Origin of the sequence: Streptomyces capitiformicae (assembly GCF_002214185.1) — a bacterium.
Taxonomy (GTDB): Bacteria; Actinomycetota; Actinomycetes; order Streptomycetales; family Streptomycetaceae; genus Streptomyces; species Streptomyces capitiformicae.
Genome location: NZ_CP022161.1, coordinates 4,878,495 through 4,898,770, shown reverse-complemented (window position 1 = coordinate 4,898,770; position 20,276 = coordinate 4,878,495). Strand labels below are relative to the sequence as shown.

Sequence of the window (20,276 nt, the reverse complement as noted above, 5' to 3'; positions counted from 1 at the left end):
CTTCGCTAACCTACCGTCAACTGCCCTGTTTTTCGCCATGGTTGCGGCTGACGAGAGGCCGGGGCACGGATGGGTCGGCCCGGCTCGCCGACGCCGATGGTCACGACCGGCACATGCTGGGCGAGGGTGTGGAACGCCCGGGCGTAGGCGAGGGCGGCCTCCATGGCCTCCGTGCCCTGCCCACACCCCTGCTCCGGGCTCTGCTCGTACGCGGCGCGGTCTGCTCTCGAGGTCAGGTGGAGCATGGCGCCGTCGCGTTCGGCCACCGCCTCGGCGAAGTCCAGGGCCTGGATCCAGGTCACGCGGGAGCGGCCGCGGCGCAGCGGGCCATAGACGAGTTCCGCGATCAGTCCGCTGTCGACGGCCAACCTGCCCGGTCCGGCGAGGAGTTCGCGGTAGGGCAGGGCCGGGTCGAGGTGGTGGAGGCCGGGCGGCATGTGCCGGATCTGGAAGCCCAGGTGGGCCAGTTCGGCGATCAGGCGGGCCCGGCCGAGCCCTTCGCGCCCCTCGATGATCAGCGTGCGGTACGGGGTGAGTGTCGGTGGCGGGGTCATCCCCGCCCCTCGGGAGCGGCCCGGCCCGGGACACGAGGCGGCGTACGCATGCCGCTCCCTTCGCGTGGAGCGCGGCTGATTCCAACTCCCCCAGTGTGTACGGGGGTTGGCGATGGCGGGAGCCCGTGCGGGGGTTGTCAGGTTGTGAAGGCGTAGTGATCCGGCGGGACCCTCCGGACGTCCGCGAAGGCGTCCCGCCACACAGCCATCAGACGCACGCCTGCGATCCGTGCGATGCCTCAAGCGATGAGGAAGTCCGCCTGGCCGGCCTTCGCGCCCTCCAGGAACGCCACCATCTCCTCCCGTGAGTAGACGAGGGCGGGGCCGTCCGGGTCGGTGGACTGGCGGAAGGCGACGCTGCCGTCGGGCAGGCGCTTGGCCTCGACGCAGGAACCGCCGTTGGTGCCGCTCCAGGGCTTGTGCCAGCCCTCGGGGCCGAGGTCGGGAGCGGGGATGCCGCTGCGGATGGGGCCGTTGGGTGCCATGGTTCACAACTCCTTGCGTAGTTCCGCCAGGATGTCCCTGGTTCGGGCCACCGGTTCCGCCTGCACGGACATCCGGTCGAGTACCTCCAGGTAGGTGACGACGTCGGCGGGCTGGTCGACGTACTGGGCGCCCGCGAGGCCTTCGGTGTAGACGATGTCGGGGAGTTCGGAGAAGCCGAAGCGGAAGTAGTGGAAGGGGCCGTACGCGCCGGGGTGCGGTCCGGCCGCGAAGCGCATGATCTGGATCCTGACCTTGGGTCGTTCCGTGGCCTCGGCGAGCCGGTCGATCTGTGCCCGCATCACGGCGGGGCCGCCGACCGCCCGGCGCAGCACGGTCTCGTCGAGGATGGCCCAGATGGCGGGCGCCTCGGGTTTGACCAGCAGGTCCTGGCGTCTGAGGCGCAGCGTGACGTGCCGCTCGACCTCCTCGGCGCTCGCGTTGGGAAAGCCGACGCGGATGAGGGCGGCGGCGTAGTCGTGGGTCTGCAACAGGCCGGGGACGTACTGGGGTTCGTAGAGGCGGATGACGGCGGCTTCGCTCTCCAGGCTCACGTACGCGCTGAACCACTCGGGCAGCACGTCGCGGAACTTGTGCCACCAGCCCGGCTGGTTGGCCTCCCGGGCGAGGGAGAGGAAGTCCTCGATCTCGTTGCCGGAGACTCCGTAGGTGCGCAGCAACTCCTTGACGTAGGGGATACGGAGGCCGACCTCGGCCTTCTCCATACGACGGACCGTCAGGGCGGTGACCTCGATGGCACGGGCGGCCTCGTCGAAGGACACTCCGGCCTGCTCCCGCAGCTGCCGAAGCCGTTTGCCGAGAACCATGCGCAGGACAGTGGGCCGCCGCGGGGGCGCTCCCTCCGACGCGGGTCTCACTCACGCGCAACCTCCCGGGGCGGGATTCACAGCGTGCAGTGTGCCACGCGATCCATTGACACGGACAGTTCCATGCACTTCATTTTGAAATTATCAGAACGCAGGTTGCGGGCCGAGTTGTTCGGCCACCATAGTGAGCGAGTGACCTGCCGCACATTGCGGGCAGCGTCCCTCGAACTCCTCCGGCCCGCCCAGGAGTTGGCGCCACGGCGGGCACCGGGTCAAGACACGCGCCGACACGATGCGACACCTGGATGGCCGCCGTGACGAACGGATTACCGAGGAACCCGGTCAAGGGAACCGGCGGGCCCAACAAGCCCCTGGCGGCCGCGCTGAAGGAGGCCGGCTGCTCGTACGCCTCCCTCGCCCTCAGGGTCAATGAGCTGGGCCGCTGTCAGGGCTTGGAGACCAACTACGACAAGGCGTCGGTGACCCGCTGGCTCCAGGGCCAGCAACCGCGCGGCAGCACACCGGAGTTGATCGCGGCCGTGCTCGGTGAGCGGCTGGGCCGCGCGCTGACGCCGGCGGATCTGGGCTTCCCCCTCGATCGCGGGCGACCGGTGACGGGGCGGGCGTTGCAGTACGGGGAGAACGTGGCGGAGACACTGCACACCTTGGCCGAGCTGGGTTCCACCGACATCTCCCGGCGCAGTCTGCTCGGCTCGGTGCCGTTCGTGCCGGGCGCGCTGACGAACCCTCAGCGGGCTTGGCTGCTCTGGCTGGTGGAAGAGCGCGACACCACCCGTCCGACGTCCGTGTCGGGTGCCGGGCCGGTGGAGCAGGTCCACGCGATGATCCGCATGTTCGACGAGATGGACAACCACTACGGCGGCGGCGGGGTGCGCACGAGCATCGTGCAGTACTTGACCGCCCAGGTCATCCCCCTGCTGCAACAGCGTGGCACGCCCGCGAACCAGCGGCGGGAACTGTTCGCCGCCGCGGCCCGGCTCGCCGCGATGGCGGGCTGGAGTTCGTACGACGCCGGGGAGTACGGCCTGGCCCAGCGGTACATGACGCAGGCGCTCAGGCTCTGCGCGGAGGGCCGCGACCGTGTACTGGGCGGGCAGATCCTGGCCGGGCTGTCCCATCTGGCGACCAGCCTGGGCCGTCCCGACGAGGGTGTGGCCCTGGCCCGGGCCGGGGTCGCGACCGCCAAGGACGCGGGCAGTCCGCTCGGCCTGATGCGGCTGCACGCCATGACCGCGCGCGGCCACGCGGCGCTGGGCCGGCCGCGGGAGACCGCCGAAGCCCTGCGCGCGGCGGAGAAGCAGCTCGACGCGAGCCGCGACGCCGCCCAGGAGTCGCCCTGGGTGCGCTTCCTGGACCACCACTACCTCCAGGCCGAGTCCGCCGTCTGCTTCCGCGACCTGGGCCTTGCCGCGCAGGCCGAGCACACCGCGGGCGAGTCGGTGCGCGCCCACGCCGACCGGCGCCGGCGCCAGGCCATCAGCCGGTCCGTACTGGCGACGGCCCATCTGCAGCAGAACCGTCTGGACGAGGCTGTCGCCACGGCCACCGACGCTCTGGAGGCACTCAGCGGGGTGCACAGCGAGCGGTCCATCCAGGCCCTGCGCGACTTCCGCGGGAGACTGGCGTCCCGTCGCCACGAGCCCCTCGTGCAGGACTTCGAGCGGCGGTCACGGGTGGTGCTGGGGGTGGCCGCCTGACGGCGGCCGGGCGAGGCGCCTGGGCTCAATGGCTGTGGATGTGCGTGCGATGGTTCTGAGGAGTGTCGATCTCGTCGAGCAGGGCAATCGCGAAGTCACTGTGGGAGATGCGGCCGGCCATGTTGACGTCGGCAGCGGAGTACCGGCCGGATCGCGCCTGCTCGCTCCAGCCCGCTTCGGCTGCTCACCACCCCGGACGGCTTCGAGTACGTCGGCATCCAACTCGACGCCTTGTGCAACCTGGCACCGGGGCGGCGTGAGCGGCGGGGACCGGTGAGGCAACTTCGCCTTGTCCGCGGCGTCGTAGGCGTAGGAATCGGTCCAGCCGACGGGCGGCGGTGATGCGGGTGGGGCGGCCGATCGGTCGAGGGGCGCCTACCGGGGCGTCGGCCATCAGCCATCCGTGGGATGCACTGGACAGCGGGATTCTGGCATGTCCTCGTCCGGCACGGTCGTCCGGGTGGGGACAGGGGGCGTTTGCCGCCGGTCCAGACGGATCCGCAGCCCCTCCGGAATCAGCGTCATCCGCTCGGCGACGCTCAACCGGTACCCCGGGTCGGGCCGCAGCTCGTAGCGGCGCAGCAGCAGTCCGAGCACCAGCATGGCCTCGTGGAGCGCGAACTGGCGTGCGATGCAGGCCCGAGCCCCCGTACCGAACGGCTTGTAGGTGTGCGCGGGACGCGCGCGCACGGCCGCCGCGTCGAACCGGCCCGGATCGAACCGCTCCGCGTCTGCGCCCCAAACCCCGGGGTCGCGGTGCAGCAATGGTGTGAGCAGCAGCGCCCAGGCACCGCGCCGCATCGGATGCTCACCGCAGAGCGCCGTGTCCTGCCGGGCCTCCCGCATCAGAACGGGCGCCGTCGGCCACAGTCGCAGTGTCTCGTCCACCACCTTGCGCACATAGCGCAACTTGGCCACCTGGTCGTATGCCGGAACCGCCGTGTCCCCCCAGACCCGGTCCACCTCCTCCCGGGCTCGGGCCGCAATCTCCGGGTTGGCGGACAGGTAGTGCAGGGCGAAGGAGAGGGTACCTGAGGTGGTGTCGTAACCGGCGGCGAGGAAGGTGAGGATCTGCCGGCGCACGTTCTCGGCGGAGAGCCGCTCACCGGTCTCGGGGTGGGGCGTGTCGAGCATCCGGTCGAGCAGGTCCCCGTTCCCGCCGCCGGCGTCGCGCCGGGCCCGAACGATGTCGTCGACGGTGCGGTTGAGGTAGGCGATGTCGGCCTCGTTACGTCGTGCGGCACCCTTTGCCAGCCCCGGGAACGGAGTGCTGTTGAGATACTGGGCGTAGGTGAGTGTTCCGATCATCGCAGTCACGAATGGATGAGGACGGTCCAGTTCGAACAAGCCGAAGTCATGCCCGAATCCGGTGCGCGCGATGATCTCCAGAGTCAGCTTGGTCATGTCCCCGAGCACATCCACCGGCCCGCCCGCGGCCAGCTCCCTGTCCCAGTGAGCGGTCAGCCGGTCGGTGGCGTCCAGCATCATCGGGTGGTAGACCGCCATGGCCTCCCGGCTGAACCCGGGCGTCAGCACGTCGTGTGCCAGCCGCCAGTTCGGTTCGTGGTCGTACGCTGTGAACAGAGCGTCTCCGCCCACTGCCCGCAGGCTGGCGATCCCCAGCCCTATGTGCTTGCCGAACCGTGTCTCGTCCGCGATGTCCGCAGCAAGTTCGGCCCCCCACACGAACACGAACTCCTTGCGGAACACCTTGCAACGGAAGATCGGTCCCAGGCCGGCGTACTTCATGGTGCTCAGCAAAGGAGTGCGCTGACTCGCCCCGAGGATGTCACCGAGCACCGGTATCCGGTACGGCGGATGGGGGATGCGACGCAACTCGGGCCAGCCCAGCTCGGCGCTGCGTCCCCCGTCGGGCACGTCCCCCCGTGTGGTGCTGCCGGTCTGCCTCGCCATGACCGATCTCCCTTTCCCCAACGACGGATCGAACGTGTCGGCGGACTGCATATGTGCTGAGCGCACTCCCCCGGCCCGCACCGGGCCGTTGCAGCAGCGGCCCGGTGTCGGCGCGGCGCGGGTGATCCGCGCCGAAGTGCGCTCCTCTCCCGGCTACGTCACCAGGTGACCGGGAGGGTCTGTGGGCTGCGCGTGAGCAGGCCCCGCCGCCAGTCGATCGCCTCGGGGGCCACGGCCAGCTTCAACCCGGGCAGGCGCTTGGGCAGCCGGTGCAGGGCCAACTCCATCTCCATCTTCGCCAGCCAGGCTCCCAGGCAGTAGTGCGGACCGGCGCCAAAGGCCAGATGAGGGGTGGCCGGCGGAGTGAAGGGTTCGGCACGCCAGTCCTCCGGATAGACCTCCGGGTCCAGGTTGGCCATGACCGTATCGGCCGCGACCACGCTCCCCGCCGGGATCAGTACCCCACCGATCTCCACGTCCTCCACCGCCCGGCGCAGGAATCCCGGGAGTACGTCGCGGTCGCTGATCGCGATACCGCGTAACAGCTGATCGACCGCAGCCGGGACCACAGCCTCGTTCTTTCCCAGCTCATGCCAGGTATCACGGCCGTCGGTGAGCAGATAGACCATGGTATTGCCGAACACGGTCGTCGAGACCTCATGGCCTGCCATCACCAGCAGGATGACGAGAGAGACGATGTGCAGCTCCGTCACCTCGCCGTCCTCGTCGGCAGCTTGGATGAGCGAGCTGACCAAATCCTCGCCGGGTTCGGCACGTCGCTGGGCCACCAAGCCGATGCCGAAGTTTATGAAGTCCTCCATCGCCTTCTGGACCTCCTGCGGCGCAAACGCCGTGGTGGCGAAGGCATGGTCACCCCAGTAGGCCAGGCGCTCGCGGTCGAGATCGTCGAGATCCATCAGACGGCTGAACACCGCGATGGGGAGCGAGCGGACGAAGCCGTCAACAAGGTCTGTCGGCCGGTCACTCTCGATGAGCCGGTCGATCAGGTCGTCGACCACCGAGGAAATCCAGGGGCGCCAGCGGGCGAGGGCGCGCGGTGTGAACGCTCTGCCTACGGTGCGGCGCAGCCGCCGGTGCTCCGGGCCGTCCAGGTTGTTCAGGATGGCGGGGTTGTCCAGCAGGTTCGGGTAGAGGGTGAGCGCGGGTGCGCCGGGAGCGTAGAGGTGGGCTCGGTTCAACCGAGGATCAGTCAGCAACTGACGTACGTCCTCGTGGCGCTGGACCACCCACACCGGTGTTCCCGTGCCCAACTCGGTGAGGAAGGGCGGGCCGAGCGGTTCCTTGACGCGAGTGCAGTGCATGGGGGCGAGTGACGACTCGCTGGGGCTGATATCAGTCTTCTCGCGGGACAATTTTTCTCCGGGTGATCGAGCGGTTCTTGTTGTTTCAACTCGGGGTGATGCAATGCGCTGCTGTTGAAACCCTTTTCGTTGTTGGCTCGGTTGCACGTGGTTCGGCACAGGCCACCGGGTGTGCCGGGCTCCGGGATGTGCCCGAAGACGTCGAGGGCGGCGCCCCGGCCGATGAACGTGTCGAGATGGCCGTAGTGCGGGATCTGCGTGTACGGCACGTGCAGTTGCGGCTGACGGGTGGTCAGGATTCGTGGAAGAGCGCTTGGGAGTCCAGCCACAGCCCGTTCTCGCTGCCGACGAGCAACAGCACCGGTGTGTCGATACGTCCGGCGTCATCCAGGGCGTTCTGCGGCAGCGCACGGCAACGATGGCCGATGTCGTGCAGCGCACGGCGCTCCAGGCCGGCTCGATGCGACGGCTCAGAGATGTGATCGTGCACGAAGAGCGAAGCGCCCATGCCCCAGGCCTAGTACCCGTTCCGCGAGACGTCCGTACGAGATGTCGTAGGTCTCCTCGTCACTGTCCCCTGTGACCAAGTAGCAGTAGGCAGTCCGGCCAGGGTCCTGTACGGCGTGGGCGGTCGGTAAATCGACGAGGGAATGAGCCATATGCGTGTACCAGCCTCTCTAGCAGACGGGTCCAGAGGGAGGGGGAGCCGAGCAGCGCATCACAGGCATGCTGGTGGGGAGTAGCGAACCTCCGCGTCCTTGATCCAACCGTCGGTGACAGTACAGGCGCGCTACTTGAGAGTGCAATAACCATTCTGCCCCGTCACACACCAACCGCCGTACCTGTCATACGAGTTGAGCGCTCCATCCGGCAGGGGGAAGGTCTGCGGGAAGTGGCAGCCGGGCCATCCGGCGGGGACGTGCCGCTCCTGTCGGTGCGGGCTCTCGTCGACGTTCACCATGGTGGCGAACACACAGCTCACGCCACTACCCGCCCGCAACCGCACAACCCCTCCACCACCTGGTGTTTCGTGTGTCCGGTGCTGTTGTCTTCGACAACAGCACCGGCGGACCGCACACCTGGGAGGAACTCGATGACGGCAGTCAGTGACCGAGCCGCGGACGCGGTGGTGCTGCCTTGATCTCGCTCAGGCGGTCCCGCCTCTTCCAGATGGCGGTGCCCGCGCACCCCTCGTGCGCCGCCGGGGTGCGGCGCACGGTGGCCGCGCATCTCACGCTCTGGGGGCTCACCACGATCCTCGACGATGTCGTGCTCGCCACGGACGAGTTGTTCACCAACGCGGTCCGGCACACGGGCTCCGGTCCCACCGACACCATCGCCGTCAGCCTCGAATGCCTCGAGCACGAACTGCGGGTGACACTCGCCGACCCCTCGCCCACGCTTCCGCTGCCTCGGACGGTGGACGGGGCCGCCGAGTCAGGACGGGGGCTGTCCATCGTCGCCGCGTTGGCCGACGACTGGGGCACGGATCCGCCGGATCCCGGGGACGTGGGCAAGAAGGTGTGGTTCTCGCTCACCGTCCGGGAGCCGACGTGAAGGACGCCCCGGCCATGGAACACACATCCCACGCGGCGCCTCACGAACAGGCCCTCGCCGCCGAGTTGGTTTGCCGGGCCGAGGACGAGCGGCGGCTGGCCCAGGAGGCGCGGTCGGCCCCCACCACTCAGGCCCGCGGCCGTATCGCCGAGTGCCGCGCCGGCAACGCGGACGCTCTCCGGGCGATCGTCGCCCGCCATGGCTGGCCCACCGCCGACCTGGTCGGTGAGCCCGCCTCCACCGCGGCCCTCATGATCCTCCTGCACTCCCCCGAGCTCGGCTTCCAGCTCACCTGCCGCGATCTGATCGCCGAGGCCGTGGCGGACGGCCGCTGCCCTGCCGTGCACCATGCCTACATCGCCGACCACTGCGCCGTCGAACTGGGCCAGCCGCAGTTCTACGGCACCCGCATCAACCCCGCCACGCTCTTCCCGTACCCGATCCGCAACCCCGAGACGGTGGACGACCGCCGTCACGACGTGGGACTCGGCCCGCTGACGGAGCATCTGCGGGCGGTGCGGAGCGGGTTGGGGGCGAGTGGAGGGCTGTGAGTCGTCGCCCGATTCCAGGCCGACCTCGACCGGCGGGCCGGGGATGGCGGACGGTGGAGGTACGCGCCACCGGCGAGTTCATCGGATTCACCGGGCTGGACCCCGGGACGACGACCTGCCGTTCTCCGGCGTGGAGGCGGGCTGGCGACTCGCGCGTACGGCATGGGGACACGGCTGTGCCACGGAGGCCGCCCGGGCCGCCGTGGACATCGGCATGACCCACGACCCGTCCGCCGACTTCGACGACCCGACCGTCCCGGCGGGCCCGCTACGACACGGGGTGGTGTACCGGCCGGCGGCGCCGAAACTGCCCTGGAACCGCCCTGGAACCACGTAACCGACCGAGCATCCCACCCTTTCGCTGCCGCGCCCGGTGCCTCAGCCCGCTGCCCAGCCCGCGTAGAAAAGGCCGAGGCCGAGGATCACGCAGATGCCCTGGATGGTCCAGAAGCGGACCACGACGAGAACTTCGGACCAGCCCTTGAGTTCGAAGTGGTGCTGGAGCGGGGCCATGCGGAAGACGCGCTTGCCGGTGAGCTTGAACGAGCCGACCTGGATGACCACGGACAGGGTGATCAGGACGAAGAGCCCACCCAGCACCGCGAGCAGCAGCTCGGTGCGGGAGCAGATGGCCAGGCCCGCGAGGGCGCCGCCGAGGGCGAGGGAGCCGGTGTCGCCCATGAATATCTTGGCGGGTGAGGTGTTCCACCAGAGGAATCCGAAGCAGGCGCCCATCAGCGCGGCGGCGACGACGGCGAGGTCGAGCGGGTCGCGTACCTCCATGCAGGAGGCGGGGTTGGTGAGTTCCATGGCGTTGGCGCAGGAGTTCTGGAACTGCCACAGGCCGATGAAGGTGTAGCCGCCGAAGACCATGACCGACGCGCCGGTCGCCAGGCCGTCCAGACCGTCGGTCAGGTTCACGCCGTTCGACATGGCGAGGATCATGAACAGGGCCCATACGACGAACAGGACCGGCCCGATGGTCCAGCCGAAGTCGGTGACGAAGGACAGCTTCAGCGAGGCCGGTGTCTGGCCGCGGTCGTCCGCGAACCGGATGGCCAGCAGGGCGAACATGACGCCGACGATCAGCTGGCCGGCCATTTTCGCCCCGGCCCGCAGCCCCAGCGAACGCCGCTTGACGATTTTGATGTAGTCGTCGAGGAATCCGACGGCACCCATGCCCGCCATCAGGAACAGCACCAGCACCCCGGGAAACGTCGGGCTCTCCCCGGTGACGACCTTGGTCGCGGCGTACGCGACGAGGGTGGCCAGGATGAAGGCGATCCCGCCCATGGTGGGGGTGCCGCGCTTGCCGTGGTGGCCGCGGGGGCCGTCGTCGCGGATGAACTGCCCGTAGCCCTTGCGGGCCAACAACTTGATCAGAAGCGGAGTGCCGATGAGGGTCAGGAACAGGCCTATGGCCCCGGCGAACAGGATCTGGTTCATCGGTCGGCGGTCTCCCCCTCGGGCACGTGCGGGTACGTGACTGCCTCACCGGTCTCGCGGGCCGTCAGCCCACACCCTATGCGGACTCCGATCTTCGTCAGACGGTGGGGAGTTGGCCACAAAAGTGGAATCACCGCCACCGCGTTCACTCGAAACGCTGGTCACCAACCGGCGACCGGACGCCGGAGGCCAGCCCTCCGCTCAAGCGGTCGGCGGGAACTGAGACACTGCACGCCATGGCCTCCTTCACTCCCGCGCGCGCCCTGCTGATGCTCACCACCGGGCTCACCTGCCTGCTGATGGCCGGCGGTGCCCTCATCGGCGCGCTGCTCGGCGGGGGTCTCGTCGCCCTGGGCGCGGCCGTGTGCGCGGGGCTGGTCGGCATGGTGGGTTCGCTCGTCGTGCGGCGACGGGCGATGGCGCACTTCGCCGTCGCGCAGCGGCAGGCGGGGCAGCGGGGGTACGCCGAGGGGATCGCCCACGGTGTGCTGATCCACGTGACCGCGTACGAGGCCGCCGTGTTCCCTCGCACCGGGCCGAGCGGTGTCACCCCCGAGGAGCGCGAGGCCCGCCGGACCATCGCCTACCGCATGGCCGCCCTCGACGAGGTGCCACAGCGCGTGCGACTGGCGGCGGCCGACGCCCTCGCTCTCCTGGACAAGACCGACCGCGAGGGCGCCGAGGAGGCGCTCGCCCGGCTCGCCACCACCGTGCGCCTGGAGTACGCCCGGCCGTGACGGGCGCCGGCTCCCCCTACGGTCGCCCGCTCATCCTTACCCGCGTCGGCCTCAGTGGCCGCTGATCGCGCGCGGAGTGTACGGCCGCTCGAGTTCTTCGGTCTCCTTCTCCGTGAGGGTGATGTCGAGGGCGGCGACGGCGTCGTCGAGGTGGTGCGGCTTGGTGGCGCCGACGATGGGCGCGGCGACCGTGGGCCGGCTGAGCAGCCAGGCGAGGGCGACCCGGGCCCGGGGGACGCCGCGTTCGGTGGCGATACGGGTGACGGCGTCGACGATCTCCCGGTCACCCTCCTGGTAAAGGGTCTTGCCGAAGTTGTCCTGCGCGCTGCGTTCGGTGACGGTGCCCCAGTCACGGGTGAGGCGACCGCGGGCGAGCGGGCTCCAGGGCAGGGTGGCGACGGTCTGGTCCTCGCAGAGCGGGAGCATCTCGCGCTCCTCCTCGCGGTAGAGGAGGTTGTAGTGGTTCTGCATGGAGGCGAACCGCGTCCAGCCGTTCAGTCGGGCGGTGTACTGCATCTTGGCGAACTGCCAGGCGTACATCGAACTCGCCCCGATGTAGCGGGCCTTGCCCGCCTTGACGACGTCGTGCAGGGCCTCCATCGTCTCCTCGACGGGGGTGTTCGGGTCGAAGCGGTGGATCTGGTACAGGTCCACGTAGTCGGTGCCGAGGCGGCGCAGGCTGTTGTCGATCTCCGTCATGATGGCCTTGCGGGAGAGGCCCCAGCCGTTGGGCCCCTCGTGCATGGCGCCGTTGACCTTGGTGGCGATGACGATCTCGTCGCGCCGCGCGTACTCCGCGAGAGCGCTGCCGACGATCTCCTCGCTGGTGCCGTCGGAGTAGACGTTCGCCGTGTCGAAGAAGTTGATGCCGGCGTCCAGCGCCTGACGGATCAGCGGGCGTGACGCCTCGTCGTCCAGGGTCCATTCGTGCGTGCCTCGGTCGGGGAGCCCGAAACTCATGCATCCCACACAGATCCGGGAGACGTCCAGACCTGTCGAGCCGAGCTTCACGTACCGCATCGTCAGCACTCCTGCCTGTGGGGTGTAGGGCCACCACGCAGCCTACGAGAGGAGGGGCGCGTCCCTCCCGTCAAATCCGGTAGCGGCGCAGCGCCGGTGTCACCGCGGCCAGGAGCAGCATGGCGGCGACGACCAGCAGGCCACCGCCCACGACGGCCGTACGGGCACCGAAGGCGGCACCGGCGGTTCCGTGCAGGACGTCGGCCAGGCGTGGGCCGCCGGCCACGACCACGGTGAAGACGCCCTGCATACGGCCGCGCATCTCGTCGGTGGCGGCGGACAGCAGGATGGCTCCCCGGAAGACCATCGAGACCATGTCGGCGACACCGGCGGCGGCGAGGAAGGCGACGGCGAGCCAGAGAGTGGTGCTCAGCCCGAAGCCGGTGATGGCCGCGCCCCAGGCCATGACGGCCGCGATGACCATGAGGCCGTGCCGGTGGGAGCGGGAGAACGTGCCCGAGAACAGCCCGCCGAGCACGGCGCCGATGGGGATCGCGGCGAACAGCAGCCCGAGCGCGAGACCTTCACCGTAGGAGGCGTATGTCGTGTCGGCGAGTTGGGGGAAGAGAGCTCGGGGCATGCCGAGGACCATCGCGATGATGTCGGCGAGGAAGGACAGCAGGAGCACCTTGTGCAGGGAGATGTAGCGGAAGCCGGCGGCGACCTCCTGCCAGCCGGCCCGCCGGGTCGTCGAGGTGTCCAGGGGCGGAAGCGGGGGCAACTTGTGAACCGCCCAGAGGGTGATGCAGAGGGCCAGCGCGTCGATCAGGTACAGCTCGGCCAGGCCGATGACGGGGATGAGGGCGCCGGCGAGCAACGGGCCTGCCACCAGGCCGAGTTGCATCACGGTCGAGCCCAGGGCGGCCGCGGCGGCGAGTTCGTCGGCGGGGACCAGGCGGGCGACGGAGGCGTTGCGGGCGGGTGAGTTGAGGCCGAAGAACGCCTGCTGGAGGGCGAGCAGCACCATCAGCGTCCAGACGGATTCGAGGCCGGTGACGGCCTGGACCCAGAACAGCACCGAGGTGACGGCGATACCGGTGTTGGTGATCAGCAGCAGTGTGCGCCGGTCCACGCTGTCGGCGACCGCGCCGCCCCACAGCGCGAAGGCCACCATGGGAACGAGACCGGCGAGGCTTGCGTAGCCGACCCATGCCGAGGAGCCGGTGATGTCGTAGACCTGCTTGGGCACGGCGACGGCGGTCAGCTGGCTGCCGACCGCCGTGACGATGGTCGAGGACCACAGCCGCCGGTAGGCGGGGCGGCGCAGGGGGCGGGTGTCCATCGCCCAGTGGCGCCAGCCCCGACCGCGGGAGCCGCCCGTGTCCGCCGGCCCGCGGTCGGGTTCCGTGTCCCTGCCCGTACTGTTCTCGCTCGTGTCCACCGGTGTCCTGGCTGCTCGCTACAACGTTCGGTCCGAGGATCACTATCGCCCACACGGTGGTCGGCCCGGCATGCGGGTGGCGGCGGACGTCGGGGGCGTTCAGGCCCCCGCGATCAGGGAGGCGCCGAGGATCAGCATCGTCGCGGCGACCAGACCGTCCAGTAGCCGCCACGCCGATGGCCGGGACAGGTAGCGGCTGAGCAGGCGGGCGCCGAAGCCGAGGCCGGTGAACCAGCACAGGCTCGCGGCGGCCGCGCCGAGGCCGAAGGTCCAGCGCAGGGCGCCCTGGTCGGCGGCGATGGAGCCGAGGAGGAACACGGTGTCGAGGTAGACGTGCGGGTTGAGCCAGGTCAGCGCCAGGCAGGTGAGGACGGCTCGGCGTCGTGAGCCCGCCGTGCCGGTCTCCGCCCGTAGCGCGTCCCCCTCGGGCCGCAGGGCGCGTCGCGCCGCGAGGACGCCGTAGACCAACAGGAAGGCGCCGCCGACGAGGGCGACCGCGGTGAGGGCTCCTGGCCAGGCGACGACCACGGCGCCGATCCCTCCCACGCCGAGCGCGATCAGGGCCGCGTCGGAGAGGGCGCAGACGGCCACGACGGGGAGCACCGCGTCCCGGTGGATGCCCTGACGGAGAACGAAGGCGTTCTGGGCGCCGATGGCGACGATCAGGGAGAGGCCGGTACCGAATCCGGCGGCAAGGGCGGTCATTTCGTTGAACACCCGAACGACGGTAGGAAAGCCAGCACCAGGAGTACAGCTAAAGATTCTTATGTAAGATTAGCAATCGTGATGTCTCAGCTTCCGCTCGACCTGGTGCGGACCCTGCTCGCCGTGGTGGACGAGGGCACGTTCGACGCGGCGGCCGGCGCCCTGCATGTGACGCCGTCCGCGGTGAGTCAGCGGGTCAAGACGCTGGAGCAGCGCGTGGGCCGCGTGCTGCTCGTCCGTACGAAGCCGGTGCGGCCGACCGACTCCGGGGAGGTGATCGTCCGGTTCGCGCGTCAGCTGGCCCGGCTCGAACACGACGCCCACGCCTCGCTCGGCATGACCGGCTCCCACGAGACGACGCGGGTGTCGATCGCGGTGAACGCCGACTCCCTGGCGACCTGGTTCCTGCCCGCCCTCGCCCAGGTGCCCGAGGAACTGCGCCCCTGCTACGAGTTGCGCCGCGAGGACGAGGACCACACGGCGCGGCTGCTGCGCGAAGGGCTGGTGATGGCGGCGGTCACCTCGTCGCCGGACGCGGTGGCCGGCTGCTCGGTGCGCGCGCTGGGCCGGATGCGCTACGTCCCCGTCGCGAGCCCGGCGTTCGCCGCGCGCCGGCTCGGCGGCGTCGGATCCGAGGTGGCGCTGAAGGACGTGATCGCCGATGTGCCGGTCGTGGCCTTCGACCGGCACGACGACTTCCAGGACGCGTTCGTCCGCCGGCTGAAGCGGGGGCACCGGGCGAGCACCGTCCGGCATTACGTGCCGACCTCGGAGGGCTTCGTCGACGCCGTGGCCGCCGGGCTGGGCTGGGGCATGCTCCCCGAGGCCCAGGCACAGCCACTGCTCGACGACGGTCGGCTGATCGCGTTGGCACCGGAGCGAAGCGTGGACGTCCCGCTGTTCTGGCAGCAGTGGAAGCTTGACTCCCCCGCGCTCACGGCCGTGGCGGAAGCCGTCGCCGCCGCGGGCGCCGCGGCACTCCACGGCTGAGCATGTTCGACCGGGACGCCGGCTCGGTGTCAGTCGTCGATCGCCTGGTAGAGCGTGGTCCAGAAGTCGTGGATCAGCTGCGCCGCATTCGGGACCGTCATCCCGACCTGGGTGAGCAGGATTCCGGTGAGCCGGTTGGCCGGGTCGGCGTAGGTCGAGGTGCCGGCTCCGCCGTCCCAGCCGAACTGGCCGAGGGGAGCGTAGTCGCCACGGTAGGTGCGCACCGCCATCCCGAAGCCCCAGCCACCGTGCTGCCCTTGGCCGAACGACAGATGGACGTTGTTCACGGCCATGGCATGTCGGGCGGCTTGCTGCTCGGGTGTGAGGCGGTTGGTGGTCATCAGCTGGACGGCGGGCCGGGACAGGATCCGTTCGCTCCCGTGTGTCCCTCCGTGCAGCAGCATCCGGAAGTAGGCGTGGAAGTCGTCGACGTTGGAGACCAGCCCACCGCCGCCGCCCGGGAACGCCGGAGGCTCGCTCCAGCGTCCTCCCTTGGCCTCGTCCCACACGTTGAACTCTCCGGTCCGCGGGTCGGGGGCGTAGAGAGTCGGCAGCCGGTCGATCTTGTCGGCGGGCACATGGAAGCCGGTGTCCTTCATGCCCAGTGGCTCGAAGACGCGTTCGCGCAGGAACGTCTCGAACGGCCGGCCCGTGACCCTGGCGACGAGCACGCCGAGCAGATCGTTGCTGATGTGGTACTGCCAGCGCTCTCCGGGCTGGTGCATCAGCGGAAGGGTGCCGAGGCGGCGCATCCACTCGTCCGGCTCGGGCATCGGCTCCGGCAGATCGGGTGTGAGTCCCTGCTCGATGATCGCGCCCATGATCGGAGTACCCAGTGAGGTCACGTCCATGCCAAGGCCGAAGGTGGAAGTCAGCAGGACCCGTACGATAATCGGCCGCCGCGCCGGGACGGTGTCGTCCAGCGCGCTGTCGATCCGCTTCAGCACCTGCCGGTCGGCGAGTTCGGGCAGCCACGGCTCCACCACGTCGTCCAGCCGCAGCCTGCATTCGTCGAGCAGGACCATCGCCGCCGCGATCGCGACCGGCTTGGACGTGGACGCCATCCGGAAGATCGTGTCCCGGCGCATCGGCGCGCCACCGCCATGGCGCATCGTCCCGATCGCCTCGACATGCGTCTCATCACCCCGGCCGACCAGGGCGACGACGCCGGGAATCTTCCCCGAGTCGACATGACGTGTCAGCACGTCGCGCACTCTGCGCAGTCCCGCTTCGGACAAGCCGCTGCCGCTCTTTCCCATCGTGAATCTCTCCACCCGTCAATGTTCGAGACCTGCTGAACGCCCGCGACGCTACATTGCGTTCAGACTTCCGTCAACGATTGAAGGCCGCCATATCGGCTTACGAGCAAGCCAGATGGGACTGTCATTGCAATGAGTATGGCGCTGAATGCAATGGCGATCAAGGACAGGATTGCAATGGGCTCCGCGTGAATGCATACTGCGCAGCGGCGTGTACGGCGGACATCGGGCTCCGCGCATGTCGACAGACAGGAGACGAGCACCGATGCCCGGAGGCAGGCTCACCGAGGAGGACCGTCAGCACATCGCCGCGGGGCTGGCCGAGGGGCTCGGATACACAGAGATCGGGCGGCGTCTGGGGCGGCCCGCCTCGACCGTCATGCGGGAGGTCACCCGCAACGGCGGACCGGACGATTACCGGGCGGACCGGGCGCACGAGGCCACACAGCATCGTGCGCGCCGGCCCAAACATGCTCAGCCGCCGTCACCGCCGATTCCCGACAGCGGCCATGGACGTGACCCCCGCGCGGTCCAGGACTTCGCGGAGTCCTACACCGCTCTCCTCGAACAGCAGGGGCTGCCGCGGATGGCGGCCAGGGTGCTGGCCTGCCTGTACATCACCGACTCCGGCGCTCTCACCGCCGCCGATCTGGTCCAGCGGCTTCGCGTCAGCCCGGCGTCGATCTCGCACGCCGTCACCTTCCTCGAACAGCAGGGCATAGTGCGGCGGGAACGGACTCCGGGCGGGCGCCGCGAGCGCTATGTCATCGACGACGACATCTGGCTCCGGTCCACCCTCGCGGCGGTGCAGATGAACGACGCTCTGGCGGCCGCGTCGCGGCGCGGAGCCGAGATTCTCGGACCCGCCACTCCGGCGGGCGCCCGCTTCGAGTCCTCCGCCGGATTCCTGCTCGTCGTGAGCGAGTCTCTCCGGCAGGTCATGGAGCAGTGGCAACAGAGTCTGGACTCCCGGAGCGCCGGGCCCCCTCCGCGCTGAACGGGCCCTCCAGCGCCGCCCATTGGAGCAGCATGATGGTCTTCGCGTCGGCGATCTCCCCGTCGCGGATCATCTTCAGGGCCCGACGGAAGGGCAGTTCGACGGTCTCGATGTCCTCGCCCTCCTCGTCGAGGCCACCGCCCTCGTGGGTACGGGTCGACGGGCCGTAGGGGGCGGCGTAGAAGCTGACGCGTTCGGTGACGGAGCCGGGGCTCATGTAGATGTCGAAGACGTGCTGGATCTCGCCGATGGTGTGGCCGGTCTCCTCGATCACCTCGCGCCGCACGGCGACCTCGGGGTGCTCGTCCTCCTCGTCGAGCAGGCCGCCCGGTGTCTCGATGAGCATCCCGTCGGGATGACCGTTGACGTACACGGGATAGCGGAACTGCCTGGTGAGCAGCACGGTTTCACGTTCGGCGTCGTAGAGGAGCACGGTAGCGCCGTTGCCCCGGTCGTGCGTCTCGCGTTCCTGGGTGCTCCAAGTGCCGTCGGCATGCTGGAAGTCGAAGGTCGTGGTGCGCTCTATGTACCAGTGGCAGGACAGCAGTTTCACGTCCCGCACCTTGACCCGTGGGTTGCCGGTGAGGTCCCGGCCCGTGCGGTCGAGGCCGGTGCGGCCCCGGCGGTCCGGGATGTCGATGCCGACGGTCTTGTTGGTCATGTCCGCTTTTTACCATTCCGATCAGGACGTTGTCAGGCGCCTCAACTCACGTGCCGCGCACGTCGCTTGGCGGAATCGGGCCGTCCGGGACAGCATTCCCCTATGAAGAGCGATCTTTTCTCGAACGAGAACATGGTCCAGCCGGCGTACGCGCCGGGAATGAGCGTGCAGAACGCCAAATCCATCAAGTACGCGGTCAACGGCGAGATGCTCGCCCGGCAGGGCGCGATGATCGCCTACCGCGGCAACCTGCAGTTCGAGCGCAAGGGCCAGGGCGTGGGTGGCATGCTCAAGCGCGCGGTCACCGGGGAGGGACTGCCACTGATGGCGGTGCGCGGACAGGGCGAGGCCTGGTTCGCGCACGAGGCGCAGAACTGCTTCATCGTCGACATCGAGCCCGGCGACACGTTCACCGTCAACGGGCGCAATGTGCTGTGTTTCGATGCCTCGTTGTCGTACGAGATCAAGACGGTGAAGGGCGCCGGCATGACCGGCGGCGGCCTGTTCAACAGCGTCTTCACCGGACAGGGGAAGCTCGGGCTCATCTGTGACGGCAATCCACTGGTCATCCCCGTCTCGCCGCAGCTGCCCGTCTTCGCCGACACGGACGCGGTCGTGGGCTGGACGGCCAACCTGCACACCTCGCTGCACCGCTCGCAGTCCTTCGGCTCGATGATCCGCGGCGGCTCCGGGGAGGCCGTGCAGCTGAAGCTGGAGGGCGAGGGATTCGTGGTCGTACGGCCGAGCGAGCTGACTCCGCAGAAGGCCCAGCAGCACTGACGATCGGCTCTCTCTACGCCGAATATTCCGTGCCGAGCCGCCGGTGGAGGTAGCAGACTCGCCTGATGGTCGACATGAGCATGTTCCGGGACGAGGTCAGAAGCTGGGCGGATGGCGGTTCCGGCGGGTCGGTGAGGGATCTGGCTGTGCGGCTCGGGGTGCGGACGGCAGTCCTGCTGGAAGGACTCAGCGACGTCGCGGCCGTCGAGGCGCTGACCGCCCGGCAGGGCCGGGACCTGGCCGCCGAGGGGGTGTGCGTGGTGTCGATGGGAGGAGCGATGAACGTCGGCCGCTACGCCGGCCTCCTCGGGCCGACAGGCCTCGGACTGCGCCTGACGGGACTGTGCGACGAGCGCGAGCGGCCCTACTTCGACCGCGGCCTCGACCGCGCGAGGGTGCCACGCAGGGACGTCTTCGTGTGCGTCTCGGACCTGGAGGACGAACTCATCCGCGCGCTGGGCGAGGCGAGGGTCGAACAGATCATCCAGGCCGAGGACGAAGCGCGCGCCTGGCAGACCTTCACGCGCCAGCCGGCCCAGCACGGCCGGCCCCGGCAGCAGCAGCTGCGACGCTTCCTCGGCACGAAGAAGGGCCGCAAGATCCGTTACGGCCGCCTCCTCGTCGAGGCCCTGGACCTCGACGAGGTACCGGCTCCCCTCGATGACCTCCTCACAAGCCTGTGACCCCTCCAACATGGACGAACATGCTTTCGAATACAGGGGTACGCTGCCTGTATGGCCATGCACCTCCAGGGCTCCCTCTTCGACCAGTCCGACGACCTCCGCCTAGGCCCCCTCACGGGGCTGCGCCGACGTGAGCTCGGCGCGGGGGCGTGGGTCGATCTGCTGCCGGGGTGGCTCGGCGGGGCCGACGCGCTGTTCACTCGGCTCGCCGAGGAGGTGCCCTGGCGGGCGGAGCGACGCCAGATGTACGAGCAGGTCGTGGACGTACCCCGGCTGCTCGCGTTCTACGGTGCCGACGACGCCCTGCCGCACGCCGTGCTCGACGAGGCCCGTTCCGCGCTGTCCGCGCACTACGCGGCGGAGCTGGGCGAACCGTTCGTCACGGCCGGGCTCTGCTACTACCGCGACGGCCGGGACAGCGTGGCCTGGCACGGCGACCGGATCGGGCGGGGCGCCCGGGAAGACACGATGGTGGCCATCCTGTCCGTGGGCGACCCCCGGGACCTGGCCCTGCGGCCGCACCGCGGTGGCGAGACGCTGCGGTTCCCGCTCGGGCACGGCGATCTGATCGTGATGGGCGGCTCCTGCCAGCGCACCTGGGACCACGCGGTACCCAAGTCGACACGGGCGGTGGGGCCGCGCATCAGCGTTCAGTTCCGGCCGCGCGGCATCCAGTAGATCAGCCCGGGAC

Annotated in this window: 22 protein-coding genes and 1 pseudogene; 11 read left to right on the top strand and 12 right to left on the bottom strand. The window is 69.5% G+C overall.

The window, feature by feature from the left end:
* Positions 1 to 5 precede the first annotated feature (5 nt).
* The 3 genes from CES90_RS21865 to CES90_RS21855 form a co-directional block, all read right to left on the bottom strand.
* A complete protein-coding gene (locus tag CES90_RS21865; protein WP_189786334.1) occupies positions 6 to 554 on the bottom strand; it encodes a hypothetical protein in 549 nt (182 codons plus the stop codon).
* A gap of 239 nt (positions 555 to 793) precedes the next feature.
* On the bottom strand, positions 794 to 1,039 hold the full coding sequence (locus CES90_RS21860) for a DUF397 domain-containing protein (protein ID WP_149830514.1): 246 nt from the start codon (positions 1,037 to 1,039) through the stop codon (positions 794 to 796).
* A 3-nt stretch (positions 1,040 to 1,042) separates the two neighbouring features.
* On the bottom strand, positions 1,043 to 1,864 hold the full coding sequence (locus CES90_RS21855; protein ID WP_189786335.1) for a helix-turn-helix domain-containing protein: 822 nt from the start codon (positions 1,862 to 1,864) through the stop codon (positions 1,043 to 1,045).
* Between the two features lie 305 nt (positions 1,865 to 2,169).
* Between CES90_RS21855 and CES90_RS21850 the strand changes: the two genes are divergently transcribed.
* Positions 2,170 to 3,582, top strand: coding sequence for a tetratricopeptide repeat protein (locus CES90_RS21850; protein WP_189786336.1), 1,413 nt, complete (start codon positions 2,170 to 2,172; stop codon positions 3,580 to 3,582).
* 393 nt (positions 3,583 to 3,975) lie between these two features.
* Here CES90_RS21850 and CES90_RS21845 read toward each other — a convergent pair whose 3' ends face one another.
* The gene (locus CES90_RS21845; protein WP_189786337.1) at positions 3,976 to 5,496 is read right to left on the bottom strand and encodes a cytochrome P450; all 1,521 of its coding nucleotides are present in this window, start codon (positions 5,494 to 5,496) and stop codon (positions 3,976 to 3,978) included.
* On the opposite strand from CES90_RS21845, the gene CES90_RS21840 reads away from it, so the two are divergent.
* Complete coding sequence (locus CES90_RS21840) at positions 5,495 to 5,665, top strand: hypothetical protein (protein WP_189786338.1); 171 nt, start codon at positions 5,495 to 5,497, stop codon at positions 5,663 to 5,665. The genes CES90_RS21845 and CES90_RS21840 overlap by 2 nt on opposite strands.
* Here CES90_RS21840 and CES90_RS21835 read toward each other — a convergent pair.
* Positions 5,655 to 6,818: a cytochrome P450 gene (locus CES90_RS21835; RefSeq protein ID WP_189786339.1), complete on the bottom strand. Its 1,164-nt coding sequence runs from the start codon at positions 6,816 to 6,818 to the stop codon at positions 5,655 to 5,657. The genes CES90_RS21840 and CES90_RS21835 overlap by 11 nt on opposite strands.
* 292 nt (positions 6,819 to 7,110) lie before the next feature.
* Complete coding sequence (locus CES90_RS21830) at positions 7,111 to 7,326, bottom strand: hypothetical protein (protein ID WP_189786340.1); 216 nt, start codon at positions 7,324 to 7,326, stop codon at positions 7,111 to 7,113.
* A gap of 629 nt (positions 7,327 to 7,955) precedes the next feature.
* Here CES90_RS21830 and CES90_RS21825 point away from each other — a divergent pair.
* The 3 genes and pseudogenes from CES90_RS21825 to CES90_RS21815 form a co-directional block, all read left to right on the top strand.
* Positions 7,956 to 8,375 carry an ATP-binding protein gene (locus CES90_RS21825; RefSeq protein ID WP_189786341.1) on the top strand — a complete coding sequence of 140 codons (420 nt, stop codon included), beginning with the start codon at positions 7,956 to 7,958 and terminating at the stop codon, positions 8,373 to 8,375.
* Positions 8,376 to 8,389: 14 nt separating this feature from the next.
* A complete protein-coding gene (locus CES90_RS21820; RefSeq protein WP_189786342.1) occupies positions 8,390 to 8,926 on the top strand; it encodes a DUF6624 domain-containing protein in 537 nt (178 codons plus the stop codon).
* A gap of 3 nt (positions 8,927 to 8,929) precedes the next feature.
* Positions 8,930 to 9,263: pseudogene (locus tag CES90_RS21815) on the top strand (GNAT family N-acetyltransferase); the annotation flags it as partial.
* A 41-nt stretch (positions 9,264 to 9,304) separates the two neighbouring features.
* Here the strand turns inward: CES90_RS21815 and mraY are convergent.
* On the bottom strand, positions 9,305 to 10,372 hold the full coding sequence (gene mraY / locus CES90_RS21810; protein WP_189786343.1) for a phospho-N-acetylmuramoyl-pentapeptide-transferase: 1,068 nt from the start codon (positions 10,370 to 10,372) through the stop codon (positions 9,305 to 9,307).
* 236 nt (positions 10,373 to 10,608) lie between these two features.
* On the opposite strand from mraY, the gene CES90_RS21805 reads away from it, so the two are divergent.
* The gene (locus CES90_RS21805; RefSeq protein WP_189786344.1) at positions 10,609 to 11,109 is read left to right on the top strand and encodes a hypothetical protein; all 501 of its coding nucleotides are present in this window, start codon (positions 10,609 to 10,611) and stop codon (positions 11,107 to 11,109) included.
* A 51-nt stretch (positions 11,110 to 11,160) separates the two neighbouring features.
* On the opposite strand, the gene CES90_RS21800 is transcribed toward CES90_RS21805, so the two are convergent.
* From CES90_RS21800 to CES90_RS21790, 3 genes are all read right to left on the bottom strand, one after another.
* Positions 11,161 to 12,129: an aldo/keto reductase gene (locus CES90_RS21800; protein ID WP_189786345.1), complete on the bottom strand. Its 969-nt coding sequence runs from the start codon at positions 12,127 to 12,129 to the stop codon at positions 11,161 to 11,163.
* A 70-nt stretch (positions 12,130 to 12,199) separates the two neighbouring features.
* Positions 12,200 to 13,510, bottom strand: a complete 1,311-nt coding sequence (locus tag CES90_RS21795) for an MFS transporter (protein WP_189786346.1) — start codon at positions 13,508 to 13,510, stop codon at positions 12,200 to 12,202.
* Positions 13,511 to 13,609: 99 nt separating this feature from the next.
* On the bottom strand, positions 13,610 to 14,215 hold the full coding sequence (locus CES90_RS21790; RefSeq protein ID WP_373313544.1) for a LysE/ArgO family amino acid transporter: 606 nt from the start codon (positions 14,213 to 14,215) through the stop codon (positions 13,610 to 13,612).
* Between the two features lie 78 nt (positions 14,216 to 14,293).
* On the opposite strand from CES90_RS21790, the gene CES90_RS21785 reads away from it, so the two are divergent.
* Positions 14,294 to 15,205: a LysR family transcriptional regulator ArgP gene (locus CES90_RS21785; protein WP_189786348.1), complete on the top strand. Its 912-nt coding sequence runs from the start codon at positions 14,294 to 14,296 to the stop codon at positions 15,203 to 15,205.
* A 29-nt stretch (positions 15,206 to 15,234) separates the two neighbouring features.
* Here CES90_RS21785 and CES90_RS21780 read toward each other — a convergent pair whose 3' ends face one another.
* Complete coding sequence (locus CES90_RS21780; RefSeq protein ID WP_189786389.1) at positions 15,235 to 16,464, bottom strand: serine hydrolase domain-containing protein; 1,230 nt, start codon at positions 16,462 to 16,464, stop codon at positions 15,235 to 15,237.
* Between the two features lie 265 nt (positions 16,465 to 16,729).
* Here CES90_RS21780 and CES90_RS21775 point away from each other — a divergent pair, with 265 nt between their 5' ends.
* A complete protein-coding gene (locus CES90_RS21775; RefSeq protein ID WP_189786349.1) occupies positions 16,730 to 17,461 on the top strand; it encodes a GbsR/MarR family transcriptional regulator in 732 nt (243 codons plus the stop codon).
* On the opposite strand, the gene CES90_RS21770 is transcribed toward CES90_RS21775, so the two are convergent.
* Positions 17,403 to 18,122, bottom strand: a complete 720-nt coding sequence (locus CES90_RS21770) for an NUDIX domain-containing protein (RefSeq protein WP_189786350.1) — start codon at positions 18,120 to 18,122, stop codon at positions 17,403 to 17,405. The two genes, CES90_RS21775 and CES90_RS21770, sit on opposite strands and share 59 nt — an antisense overlap.
* Positions 18,123 to 18,224: 102 nt before the next feature.
* Between CES90_RS21770 and CES90_RS21765 the strand changes: the two genes are divergently transcribed.
* From CES90_RS21765 to CES90_RS21755, 3 genes are all read left to right on the top strand, one after another.
* On the top strand, positions 18,225 to 18,902 hold the full coding sequence (locus CES90_RS21765; protein ID WP_189786351.1) for an AIM24 family protein: 678 nt from the start codon (positions 18,225 to 18,227) through the stop codon (positions 18,900 to 18,902).
* Between the two features lie 65 nt (positions 18,903 to 18,967).
* Positions 18,968 to 19,585, top strand: coding sequence for a TOPRIM nucleotidyl transferase/hydrolase domain-containing protein (locus CES90_RS21760; RefSeq protein WP_189786352.1), 618 nt, complete (start codon positions 18,968 to 18,970; stop codon positions 19,583 to 19,585).
* A gap of 51 nt (positions 19,586 to 19,636) precedes the next feature.
* On the top strand, positions 19,637 to 20,263 hold the full coding sequence (locus tag CES90_RS21755) for an alpha-ketoglutarate-dependent dioxygenase AlkB (protein WP_189786353.1): 627 nt from the start codon (positions 19,637 to 19,639) through the stop codon (positions 20,261 to 20,263).
* Positions 20,264 to 20,276: the final 13 nt, after the last annotated feature.